We start from the raw sequence: 12,456 nt of genomic DNA, 5'->3' as shown, positions 1-12,456 counted from the left end.
TTGGTTTACGGCCTCAATCTATAAAACATATTTTAAAAAGCCGATTGAAAATTGATAGAAGGTGTGATGGATTTATATAAGCGCCTTCCAGGTGCCTTTGATAAGGTTGTATTTTATGGTGCTTGGCAGCGCTTTCCAGAAGTATTTGTTGACTTCCACGGCAAAGGAAGGCTGCATGTAGCAGTTGATGGTGCAACCTTCACACTCAGGTAATCTGCCTTCCAGGGCGACAAGTTTTTGTACCTCATCAGAATGATAGATGTTATACAAGTCACCATCAATTTTAAAGTTTTTGGTACCCAAATGATAGCAGGGTAGTACTAATTCATTTTCAGGAGAAATAACAATAGTGCTACTGGCCGCTTTGCAAATAGGGTCTTGCACATGATTGCCACCATCTTTTCTTAGTGTTATAAAGGCATCATTTAAGTAAACCCCTTTTTTGCTACCCCACTTTGAAATAATTTTTAAAGTCTGTGTTGAAAGCTGATTGCCAGTCTCAACCTGATAATAATCAAATACCGGATTGAGAATTAATACCAGATCACTTGGTTGGCAGATGTTCTGATATACTTTTTCAATCTGCTCAACATTTTCTTCAAAAACAGTAAATATGATATCCGGTCTTTCATTTAATGATTTGGCCAATTTTATTGATTCCATTACATGATCAAAACACTCCACTCCTCTGGATTTGTTGTGTTCATCTTTTTCAGGGGAATCAAGAGAGAAATGTAGCATATCTACAAGTCCTTTTATCTTTTCGGCCCATTTGGGATAGAGCAGGCAGTTGGTTGTGAGTGTGGTGATAAAGCCATAGTCCTTAGCAAGTTTTAATAGCAGGTCAATCTCACGATGCAGCAAAGGCTCCCCTCCGGTAAGGTCAATAACTTTTACTCCTAACTTTTTGAGATGCTTCAGATTCACTTCAAAATTTTCTAGTGTAATGTAAGGAGAAGGCCGCTCCCAGATATCACAAAAGCCACACTTGGCATTGCACCTGTAGGTGACATAGTAATTGCAAAGCACAGGGTGGGGGATTAACCTCATGGGTTAAAGTTAAGCATCAAATACTATGCTGCTATAAAAGCTGTGAAAATATACTCGATATGTATTTTAAAGTAGTGAAAGCCAGTGAATTGTACCTAACTTGCAAAGGCCATTCAGGCACTTAGATAATTGAATAAAAACATGAAAAATACTGTGGTAGAGAATAAATTCAAAGAGGGGGATGAAGTATTTGAGCGAACAAACCCGTCACAAAAATTAATAGTGACCCGCTTTCAAAATAAAATTTATTACTGTTCTGTATTGGATTTTCCTAAAAGAAAGGACTTGGTCTTTTTTGAAAGGGACCTTATGGCTGAAAAACCGATTAAGGGGTAAAAATATTTGTCGTAAACAGTAATTCCCACTGAGGTGGGAATTACGAGTTTAATAAGACTTTTAAATATCAAGTCAACATCCCGCCATCAACCTGAATGGTTTGGCCTGTGATGTAAGCTGACATATCAGATCCTAAGAAAACACAAGCATTGGCCACATCATCTGGTGAGCCACCGCGCTTCAATGGAATAGCATCTCTCCAGCCTTGAACAGTTTTCTCATCCAACACTTCTGTCATTTCAGTCTCAATGAATCCTGGGGCAATAGCATTTGATCTTATACCTCTGGAGCCTAATTCAAGCGCCACAGATTTGGTGAATCCTAAAATACCAGCTTTTGAAGCGGCATAGTTGGCCTGACCCGCATTACCTTTTAACCCAACTACTGATGTCATGTTGATGATAGAGCCAGAGCGCTGTTTCATCATAGTTTTAGTAGCGGCTTTTACTGTATTGAAGCATGATTTTAGGTTGATGTTAATCACAGCATCCCAGTCAGCTTCACTTAATCTTAATAGAAGGTTGTCTTTGGTTATACCCGCATTGTTTACCAAAATGTCCAATGAACCAAAATCAGCCACAACATCATTGATCAGCTGTTCTGCAGCGGCAAAATCAGAGGCATCAGAACGATAGCCTTTAGCTTTAATACCAGCTGAGGCCAATTCTTGTTCTAACGCTTGTCCTTTTTCAACACTTGATAAATAAGTGAATGCCACATTAGCACCTTGTTCAGCAAATTTTTGAGCTATCGCTCTTCCAATTCCTTTTGATGCACCAGTGATCAGTGCGGTCTTTCCTTCTAATAATTTCATTTGATTTATTTGCGTTTTGAATACCCAAAGAAAATAAAACTTATGGCTAAGACAAAGTAAAATCTTTAGTCATGCTGAGCTTGTCGAAGCATAATCCAATAGTGTCATATTTTACGAGGCTCAATGTGTTAAGCTAAATTTTTTTCTAAACCCATTTACATTAAATTTGCGATCCCAGAAATTAAGTAAAGAACTAATAAGATATAACATGGCTAATTCATATGATTTAATAGTATTAGGAACAGGTCCCGGTGGTTATGTGGCGGCAATCAGAGCTTCTCAGCTAGGATTGAAAGTGGCGGTAGTCGAGAAGGAATCATTAGGAGGAATCTGTTTGAATTGGGGATGTATCCCTACCAAAGCCTTATTAAAAAGTGCTAATGTTTTTGAATATATTCAGCATGCCAGTGATTATGGTATCTCAATAAAAGGTGCCGATGTGAATTTTACTGATGTGGTGAAGCGTAGCCGTGGCGTAGCTGATGGCATGAGCAAAGGCGTTCAGTTTCTAATGAAGAAAAACAAAATCGATGTGATCATGGGTTTTGGAAAGCTGAAAGCTGGTAAGAAAATTGAAGTTAAAGATGATGCAGGTAAAACAGAAACTTACTCTGCCGAACATATTATAGTAGCAACTGGTGGTCGCTCTAGAGAGTTGCCCACCATGCCTATCGATGGCAAAAAAATCATTGGATACAGACAGGCAATGGTATTGGACAAAGCACCGAAGAAAATGGTGATTGTTGGATCAGGAGCGATTGGTGTTGAGTTTGCCTATTTCTACAACGCAATGGGCACTGAAGTTACAGTGGTAGAATTTATGCCAAGAATTGTTCCTGTAGAAGACGAAGAGGTGTCCAAAGCTTTGGAAAGAAACTTCAAAAAGGCAGGAATGAACATAATGACCAGTGCTGAAGTAACCAATGTAGACACCAAAGGCAAAGGCTGTAAGGTAACTGTCAAGACTAAAAAAGGTGATGAGGTTATCGATTGTGACGTTGTATTATCGGCAGTTGGTGTTTCTACCAACATTGAAGGCATTGGTCTTGAAGATATAGGCGTAGCTACTGATAAAGGAAAAGTGATTGTTGATGATTACTACAAAACAAATATCCCAGGTATTTATGCCATTGGTGATATTGTTCATGGACCTGCGTTGGCACACGTAGCATCCGCTGAAGGTATTACTTGTGTGGAGAAAATTGCTGGTCACCACCCAGAGCCGATAGATTACAATAACATACCAGGATGTACTTATTGCAGCCCTGAGATTGCTTCTGTAGGTTACACTGAAGAAAAGGCAAAAGAAGCTGGTTATGAATTGAAGGTGGGCAAGTTCCCATTCTCAGCATCTGGTAAGGCGAGTGCCGCTGGCGCAAAAGATGGTTTTGTGAAATTGATTTTTGATGCTAAATATGGTGAGCTACTAGGCGCTCACATGATTGGCGCTAATGTAACAGAGATGATTGCAGAGATTGTGGCCATCAGAAAACTGGAGACAACAGGTCATGAGCTGATCAAAACTATTCACCCTCACCCAACCATGTCTGAAGCGGTAATGGAAGCAGCAGCAGCAGCATATGATGAAGTAATTCATATCTAAAAAATATTTTAGAAATTGTTGAACAAAGCACCATCTTTTGGTGCTTTGTTTGTTTAACGTCATATCTTAGAAACGAATGTCAAAGAGTAAACAGGGAATCATCGAGCAAGATCAACTTGTTCAGCGCTTAAAAGCGAGGGATAAGACGGCCCTGTCTTATTTGTATGACAACTACTCAGCAGCCATTTATGGTGCCATTTCCAGAATAATCAATGATGAGGATGTAGCCGAAGAAGTACTTCAGGATGCCTTCATGAAATACTGGGATAAGATAGAAAGCTATAATGCTTCAAAGGGGCGACTGTTTACCTGGATGCTGAATTTGGCCAGAAATTTATCTATCGATAAATTGAGGTCCAAAGAAATAAAGAAGACCCGGAAAACTGATGACATCAGTAACAACGTATATAATGTTGAAAGCGAAAACCTGATCCACCAGAATGAGGAGAGCATAGGGGTCAAAGACCTGATGAAAAACCTGCGTGAAGAGGAAAGGAAAATCGTTGAAATGGTTTATTTTAAAGGATATACGCAATCTGAGATTGCAGATGAAACGGGCATTCCGCTAGGAACTGTCAAAACAAGACTTAGGATGGCTTTAAAAAATTTACGATCAGTATTGGGGGTAGGGTGAATATAGAAGAATACATATCGTCAGGTGTGCTGGAGAGCTATGTGCTGGGAGAACTTTCTGAAAGAGAGATTCAGGAGGTGGAGCAAATGGCGGCCAATCACCCGGAAATAAAAGCAGAAATCAGATTAATAGAGGATTCTTTCGAGAAGCTGGCATTTAAAACGGCCGTGGAGCCAAATGCAGCTGTCAAAGAAAAACTCATGGCTGCAATAGAAGAGAAGGAGACTCCGATAATTGCAATGAAGCCAGAGTCCAATTCAGGATGGATGCGTTATGCAGCTGCGGTTTCTATTTTGGTAGCTGTTTCAGCTTCAATTTTGGCATATACCTATTATAACAATTGGAAAAATACAGAAGCTCAGCTGACATCGCTTATTGCTCAAAATCAACAAATAGCCAGTGATTATAATGTAGTAAATCAGAGACTGGATAAAATTGAGAATGATTTTAATGTAGTAAGCAGCAGTGCTTTTTCAAAAGTAACAATGAAAGGAACTGATAATGCTCCAGATGCATTGGCAGACATTTATTGGAACGCGAGTACTGAAGAGGTATACCTGAGCATTCAGAATTTAAAAGAGCTTTCGCAAGAGCAGCAATTTCAACTGTGGGCCATTATTGATGGCCAGCCTGTAGATGCTGGCACTTTTAATCTTACTGACGGATTACTAAAAATGAAAAATATTGCTGGTGCAGCAGCCTTTGCTGTAACTATAGAGCCTAAAGGTGGAAGTGTCAATCCATCGTTAGAAACCATGCAAGTGGTAGGGAATGTTTGATATGATTTGGCGTCACTTCGCTACGGAACGCAGTGAAGTGAGAAGTCTCCTAATTGATGACAAGGAGATTTCTCCCTCGTACCTCGGGTCGAAATGACGAAAAAGTAAAATGATTTACTTATTAAAATAATCCACCACTCGTTTCACAGACACTTCTGGAGTGGATGGTTTGTATTCAAACCGTCTGTTGAATTTCGTGCTATCAAAATAATAATCCCGATCATATTGGTAGGCCATTTCTTTTAGCTCTTTAAGTACAGGTATGAATATTCCTAGAACGCCCATCATCCACAAGGGTAGTGCTCTTCCTTTGGCATTTATATTCATTTCTTTACCAAACAACTCAATCCACTGTGTAACGGTAAGTGGAGTAGGATCTGTTGGTAAATGCCAAACATCCCCAAATGATGTTGCTGCATTGCCCAGCATAGCTGTACCAATAGCTGCATCAGTAGTGTCAGTAAAAGAATGTATCATGTTTAATGAGGCAAACCAATCTGCCTTTTTGCCCTTAGCCAAATTTTTATAGATAGTCTCTGTCGGTACACTATTAATTGGGCCAATAAAATCTGCGGCTCTTGCTATTAATGCTTCAATGTCACCTTTCTCATGGGCATCCATTACCATATGTGCCACCTTTTCTCTGACCCTACCTTTATCACTTGTAGGCCTAATAGGTGTCTTTTCTGTCATATGCTTTAAAGCATCCCTGTCATACATATAGACATTATCAAAGAAGACCAATTTAGTCTTGTGAACTCTGCACGCTTCAATGGCATTGTTCATCACAATAGGCCATTGCTCTTGCCAGATTTTGGTTTTATAAACAAGGCCAACAGTCAAGTAAACGATTTTAGACCCCTCTACTGCTTTAATCACAGCCTCTTCATTCAACAGATCAGCTTTATGGATTAAATCAGTGTCGTTTACCTTTACCGGGTTCCGACCAACTAATTTTATTTCATTTGTGAATTTTGGAAGTGCTTTGGTTAATTCTGTACCAATAGCCCCGCCTGCACCGAGAATAGTTTGCATCTTAATAAGTTTTTAAACTATCTCAATCTAGCGATTATTTGGTTGAAACCTTAAAGGTGCCGGGTATGATTTTGCCCTCAGAGCAATAAAATGTGTACTTTCTCATACCTCGATCTAATATTTTTACTTTAGCCGCGTCACCGGGGAATCTTTTATGAAAATCAACAATTTCTCCTCCAGAAGGGTAGTAATATCTTTCAAAGATTAATGAATCGTTTGAGTATTCTGATGTTCGATATAATTCACCTGTTGGGTACCAACTTAAACATTGACCATTTCTTTTTCCATATCTTAGAATTTCCTCAGAGGCTTTGTTTTTATCATCAAAGTATTGGGTTCTTAGAATAATTTCATCTGCCAATATTGTCACCTCGCTTTTAGGGTATTCTGTATCTAAAATAATATCATCTACCTTATAAGTGCCAGCAAATATGAAATATCCTGCACCGCCAACAATTGCAGCAGTTATATACAGTATGAATAATTTCTTGATAAAAAGACGTTTATTACTCTCCGAAATACTGTGCTTAATATCTGCTAATTGTTGAGCACTGGCTTTTTTGTATCTGTAAGGCTCTTTCTTTTTGAAGCTGCCGCTTTCTTTTATGACCTGAAACATATCCTTTCTCCTAAGGAGATTAGCATTGTTCTTAATTGTTTTGATCATTGAGTCTAATGATCCAAACCCAGGTCCCGGCATAGTGTAAGTTTTAATTATCTATTCATGCACTCAAACAATAATATGTAACTCAGGGCATATTTATATCTTGTATACAATTTAAATTCAGTGAATTGACCTCCTTTAACTCTCAGATTTTGAATAACTTTACTATCCAGCACTATTTTTATATATGATGATGACGCGCAGACTATATTTCACAATTTTTGTTTTGTTAATATCTACCTATGGTTTCAGCCAGGATGCTGACCCTCTTCAGGAGACTTATGAAAAAGCAAACGCCAAACTTGAGGAGGGTGATTATAGAAATGCGATTCTTGATTACTCGCAGCTAATAAATTCAAAATTTACGAATGACGAAGTCTTTGTGAAGCGTGGTATTGCCCATTTTAAAATGAAGGACTACGCCAAAGCGCAGGAAGATTTGGACAAGGCTGTAAAGGCAAGGCAAAACTCAGCGGAGTTGTTTGGCTATTTGGGGATGACCAAATATGAGTTAAAAGACTATCAGGGTGCGGCCTCTGATTTGGAGAAGGGTGCTTCCATGGGCTTTAAAGATGCTGAAGGGCTTTACAATCTGGGAAATGCTAAATTCAGAATAGAGAGTTATCAGGATGCTATCAAATATTACGATCAGGCTGAGGGAGCCGGATTCAAAGAAGCTGCACTTTTTAATAATAGAGGTAAAGCAAAATTTACATTAAAGAATTATGCACCTGCGGTAGCTGATTATGACAAGGCTTTAGCCGCTGATGCTAAATATGACAAGGCTTTAGAAAATAGAGCGGAAGCTAATTTTGAGCTGAAAGATTGGGAAAAAACAGCTGCAGACTATGCTGCTCTAATAAAATCAGGAATGGTTGATGCTGAGAATTATGCTCGACTGGGGATTGCTGAATATAACCTAAAGAAGCAGGAAGAGGCTATCAAAAGTATGGAAAGTGCTCTTCAGCGTGGAAGTAAAATGGAGATTCTAAAATTCTATTTAGGAGAAGCATATTTCGCCAAGGAAGATTATAAAAAGGCTGCTCAATATTATGATCAGGCCATGAGAGGCAATGTTGAAGAGAAATCCCTACCTGTTCAGTTAAGCAAGGCCTACTACTTTTCTAAGAATTATTCAGCAACGGAAACTGCTGTTTCAGATGCTATCAATAAAGGAAATAATGATACAGAACTTTACTTATATCGCGGTATAGCACGCTATGAATTGAAGAATGAAGATGGTGCACTAACAGATTTAAAACAGGCCGTTGATAATGGTGCCAGCGACTACAATGCTTTTTATTATTACGGCAATCTTCAGTTTAAAAAAGAAGAGTATCATCTGGCGGTTAGTGCTTATGAAAAAGCGCTGGCGCTACAAAGCGATGACCCTGTGATATATAACAATCGTGGAAAAGCTCAATTTTTCCTTGAGCAGAACAAAGAGGCGGTTGCAGATTTCAACAAGGCACTGGAATTAAAACCTGATTATGATAAGGCTTTAGAAAATAGAGCAGAGGCTTATTATGGACTTAAAGACTGGCCTAATGTAAAATCTGATTATGAAAAACTGAAGGCAAAAGGTAGTTCTGATGCTGTGGTGTTTGAACGAATAGGTTTTGCAAAATATTATGGTGATGATTTTGAAGGGGCAGCTGCGGACCTGAAGGCTGCATTGCAAAGAGGTGCTGAAAACCCAGATATTAATGAGGTTTTAGGTACAGCACTTTATAAAACTAATAATTATAAGGAAGCCTTTAATTATTTACTTAAGGTGGCAGAAAACGGTACACCAGCAGCCTCTTTGTCTGAGATGACTGGTATTGCAGCTTATGAGACTAAGAATTATGGTAAAGCGGCTGAGTTTATCACGAAGGCGATTGATGCAGGATCGACTAATAAAGAGCTGTTTACCTATCGCGGAATTTCAAGAGCAAATACAGGTGATGAGGCTGGTGCTCTGGAGGATCTGAAAAAAGCAGCATCATCTGGCACGCAGGTGTATGAAGTTTACGGCCTTTTAGGAGATATGTACTACAAGGCCGATGACTACCAAAATGCGATTACAACCTATGACAAAGCAACGGCCATTAAGGCTGACGATCACGTTGTTTTTAACAACAGAGGAAAAGCTAAGATGATGCTGACAAACTATGCCGGTGCGGTGGAGGACTTTGACAAATCATTGGCCATTAAAGGAGATTATGGAAGAGCATTGCTGAATCGTGGTACGGCCAAGTATGAGGTTAAGGACTTTGCAGGAGCCATTGCAGATTTGGAGAAAGAAAAAGAGTCTGCTGGTGAAAATAGAGATGTTACCAAAATGTTGGCGCTGGCCTATTACCAAACAGGAGATAAAGCTCAGGCAAAAACTTATCTTGACAAGGCCATTGCTGCCAAAGTGAATGATGGCAAGGTGTTTTTGTACAGTGGTTATATCGCTTTTGATGACAAAGATTTTGCTAAAGCAGCTTCTAACCTTGATGATGCTGAAAAGTCAGGAGAAAGTGCTCCTGAGCTATTTGAAAAGCGCGGATTGTCAAAATTTGAACAGAAGGATTATGCAGGCTCATTGGCTGATTTGAATAAAGCTACAGGTTCTGGAGTAGATAACGGAAATGTTTATGCAAAAATGGGTATCGCCCATTATGAGTTAAAGAACTTTCCTGAGGCAGTAGAAAATTTAAATAAAGCCATTTCTAAAGGAGCTGTGGATCAGGAAGTGTATTACAATTTGGGTAATGCCCAGTTCAGAACTGAAGATTATGCAGGTTCGGTGAAATCTTATGATCAGGCCATAGCCAAAGGAGCCAATGACGAGCTGGTGTATAACAATAGAGGTAAAGCCAAGATGCTGTTAGGGCAAACTAAGGAAGCCATTGCAGATTTTGATAAATCATTGCAAATCAAACCTGACTATCAGATAGCCTTGAGAAATAGGGGTGCTGCTAAATATGAAACGGCAGATTATGCCGGTGCTATTGGTGACTTGAATAAAATAGTGGCTACTGGGAAAGCCGAAAAAGAAGAGTACTTGTATTTAGGAGTATCAAAATTTAAAACCGAAGACTATGACGGTGCTTTAGCTGATCTTAATCAGGCTAAATCATTGGGCTCCAATGACAAATTGCTCTATTATGGTATTGGTAATGCCCAATTTATTAAAGGAGAATTTGAGGCTTCCATACCTAACCTCGAAAAGGCTATTCAAATGGATGCTGCTGATATGGAAACATATTGGCATTTGGGTGATGCTAATTATAAAATGGAAAAGTATGCTGCAGCAGTCACTAATCTCCAAAAAGCCATTGAAATGGGTATAACTGATGCTGAAGCTTATCACAATTTAGGGCATGCATTATATGAAGGCAATGACTTTGAAGAGGCTATTTCTGCATTATCAAAAGCCATTTCGGCTAATGCTACTTATGGCTCGGCTTATTTTCATAGAGGAAATGCAAAGTTCAGACAGAAGAATTATCAAGCTGCCATTAAAGACTATGATGATGCAACTAAAAATGGTATAAATAACGCCATTGTCTATAACAACAGGGGCAAGGCATATCAGTTATCTGACAATAATGAATCTGCCATTGCAGATTTTGGTAAGGCCATAGAAGCTGATGACACATATGTTCGTGCCTATCAGAACAGAGGGGAAACTTACTACAAGATGGAGCAATTTGAGCTGGCCATTAAAGATTTAACAAAAGTTGAAAAATTGGTTGATGAAGCTGATCCAGATGTTATCTACTTCCTTGCCGAATCTTATTATGGGATGGAAGAGTACTTACGGTCAATATCATATTATGACAAAACCATTGAAGGAGGTAAGAAAGATGGCATTGTTTATCAACATAGAGGGAGGGCGCTTATAGCTGCAGAAAATTATACTGATGCACTTTCTGATATTGATAAAGCAATTGCGGCTGGTATTAAAGAGTCTTCCATTTACGTAGATAGATCAAGAGCCAATCTGTATTTGGGAAATGATAGGGCAGCACTTGGTGATCTTGACAAGGCCATTTCAGCAGACCCTAATAACCCGGATGCTTATTATAATAGGGCATATTTAAAAGAACTGGCAGAAGATTGGGAAGGAGCAATAACCGATTATGATCATGTAATTAAACTTACTCCTGATGATGCAGAGGCTTATTACAGTCTGGCTAATGTGCGAGTTTCACAGGAAAATATCGGTGGCGCTATGGAGCCTATCAATAAGGCCATTGAGCTTGATCCTAAAAACCCTTCTTACTATAAGGTAAAAGGCAATATTTTTTACCGTTTGGAAAACACTTCGGGTGCTTGTGAAAACTGGAAGAAGTCAAAAGAGCTAGGCGATACTAAGGTGGATTACTTTATTAAGCAGTATTGTAATTAGGAGTTATTACTATAATTTTTCTGGCAATTCGTCATTTTTGATCCACCAGTTGGCGGAGAAATCTCCCTTTCAAGATAGGAGACTTCTCATTTCGCTGCGCTACATAGCGAAGTGACGTTTGTAATTGTACCCTTTCACCAAAAACCTTACATAAGTTTGATAGCCAGTATTTTAGCCTGACAAAAACACTTTCCTTTTTCGTTCAACTGGTATAAAGAACCGGAGGTAACTTAAAATGAAAATCACATCTTTATTATTTTTTATATTTATATCTGCGAGCACAATAGCTCAAACCTTTACAGGTAAAGTTGTCAATATCATTGATGGTAATACTTTTGAAATAATTGATGATTATGATGAGGTGACCAAATTCATGTTAAGTGAGGTTGACTGTCCGGAGCTTGGTCAGCAATTGAGTGAAGAGGCTAAAGTATTTTCAGAGCAGTTGATTCTTAAAAAGAAAGTGGGAGTTACTGTTAAAGGTAAAGATATGTGGGGAAACAAGCTTGTTGTTATTGAACTTAAGAACGGTGACTTGTTGCATGAAATGCTAATTAGGGAAGGTCTTGCCTGGGCAAGCAGAAAAGCAGAGGCAAAAGTTGCGGAGCTTGAAGGCAAAGCTAAAACTGATAAAAAGGGCATCTGGGCGATGGCGGAACCTACTCCTCCATGGATTTACAGACGCCAGCAAACCATGTCTCAGGCCAAGGGACGATAATTCATTCCATATTCAATTACAATAATTTGCCTAATTTCGAGTTACATAATTATGAAAAAGCAAGGCATCTTTCTATTCGTAATCATCTTTTTTTGTTCCTTAAGTGCATTTGGTCAAACTAAAAAGGAGCAGAAAGAAGATAACTCTTTTGCCCCTGTACCACAAGAGCAGAGTGCTACTCAGAAAAAGGTAATGAAGAAAAAGGGCAAAAAATCAGCCCGATCAATATTCAATAAGCGCATGGATAAAAAGATCGAGGAGTTTGATCAACGCATGGAAGCCAATGCCAAGGAAAATAGAAAAATGAGAAGGGAAATGGAAAAACCTCAATACTCTGACCCTTCATACTTCGGCCATAAAAAGAAACCTAAAAAGCGAAAACCCGGCAAAAGGAAACTTTGCAAAGAGTGTGGCATTTGGCATTAAAAATTAAAGCTGC

At 38.9% G+C, this 12,456-nt stretch carries 10 protein-coding genes; 6 read left to right on the top strand and 4 right to left on the bottom strand.

The window, feature by feature from the left end; all coding sequences use genetic code 11:
* Window positions 1–72: 72 nt before the first annotated feature.
* Window positions 73–1,050 carry a radical SAM protein gene (locus tag RIB54_RS19485; protein WP_350102462.1) on the bottom strand — a complete coding sequence of 326 codons (978 nt, stop codon included), beginning with the start codon at window positions 1,048–1,050 and terminating at the stop codon, window positions 73–75.
* Window positions 1,051–1,453: 403 nt separating this feature from the next.
* Complete coding sequence (fabG, locus tag RIB54_RS19480; RefSeq protein WP_155186878.1) at window positions 1,454–2,200, bottom strand: 3-oxoacyl-[acyl-carrier-protein] reductase; 747 nt, start codon at window positions 2,198–2,200, stop codon at window positions 1,454–1,456.
* A gap of 208 nt (window positions 2,201–2,408) precedes the next feature.
* On the opposite strand from fabG, the gene lpdA reads away from it, so the two are divergent.
* The 3 genes from lpdA to RIB54_RS19465 all read left to right on the top strand — a co-directional run bounded on the left by lpdA (window position 2,409) and on the right by RIB54_RS19465 (window position 5,216).
* A complete protein-coding gene (gene lpdA, locus RIB54_RS19475; protein WP_350070833.1) occupies window positions 2,409–3,803 on the top strand; it encodes a dihydrolipoyl dehydrogenase in 1,395 nt (464 codons plus the stop codon).
* Between the two features lie 76 nt (window positions 3,804–3,879).
* Window positions 3,880–4,437, top strand: coding sequence for an RNA polymerase sigma factor (locus RIB54_RS19470; RefSeq protein ID WP_350102460.1), 558 nt, complete (start codon window positions 3,880–3,882; stop codon window positions 4,435–4,437).
* Window positions 4,434–5,216: an anti-sigma factor gene (locus RIB54_RS19465; RefSeq protein ID WP_350102459.1), complete on the top strand. Its 783-nt coding sequence runs from the start codon at window positions 4,434–4,436 to the stop codon at window positions 5,214–5,216. The genes RIB54_RS19470 and RIB54_RS19465 overlap by 4 nt, the downstream gene beginning before the upstream one ends.
* A gap of 114 nt (window positions 5,217–5,330) precedes the next feature.
* Here the strand turns inward: RIB54_RS19465 and RIB54_RS19460 are convergent, their stop codons facing one another.
* Window positions 5,331–6,251, bottom strand: coding sequence for an NAD-dependent epimerase/dehydratase family protein (locus RIB54_RS19460; RefSeq protein WP_350102458.1), 921 nt, complete (start codon window positions 6,249–6,251; stop codon window positions 5,331–5,333).
* Between the two features lie 34 nt (window positions 6,252–6,285).
* Window positions 6,286–6,918: a toxin-antitoxin system YwqK family antitoxin gene (locus RIB54_RS19455; protein ID WP_350102456.1), complete on the bottom strand. Its 633-nt coding sequence runs from the start codon at window positions 6,916–6,918 to the stop codon at window positions 6,286–6,288.
* A gap of 190 nt (window positions 6,919–7,108) precedes the next feature.
* Here RIB54_RS19455 and RIB54_RS19450 point away from each other — a divergent pair, with 190 nt between their 5' ends.
* From RIB54_RS19450 to RIB54_RS19440, 3 genes are all read left to right on the top strand, one after another.
* Window positions 7,109–11,299 (top strand): tetratricopeptide repeat protein, encoded by a 4,191-nt coding sequence (locus tag RIB54_RS19450; RefSeq protein WP_350102454.1) that lies wholly within the window; start codon window positions 7,109–7,111, stop codon window positions 11,297–11,299.
* Window positions 11,300–11,534: 235 nt separating this feature from the next.
* Window positions 11,535–12,017 (top strand): thermonuclease family protein, encoded by a 483-nt coding sequence (locus RIB54_RS19445; RefSeq protein ID WP_350102453.1) that lies wholly within the window; start codon window positions 11,535–11,537, stop codon window positions 12,015–12,017.
* A gap of 51 nt (window positions 12,018–12,068) precedes the next feature.
* The gene (locus RIB54_RS19440; protein WP_350070860.1) at window positions 12,069–12,443 is read left to right on the top strand and encodes a hypothetical protein; all 375 of its coding nucleotides are present in this window, start codon (window positions 12,069–12,071) and stop codon (window positions 12,441–12,443) included.
* Window positions 12,444–12,456 lie beyond the last annotated feature (13 nt).

The sequence above is a fragment of the Fulvivirga sp. genome (assembly GCF_040218215.1).
Taxonomy (GTDB): domain Bacteria; phylum Bacteroidota; class Bacteroidia; order Cytophagales; family Cyclobacteriaceae; genus Fulvivirga.
Note: the sequence above shows the minus strand (reverse complement) of the source record. Positions and strands in the feature narration are given on the sequence as shown.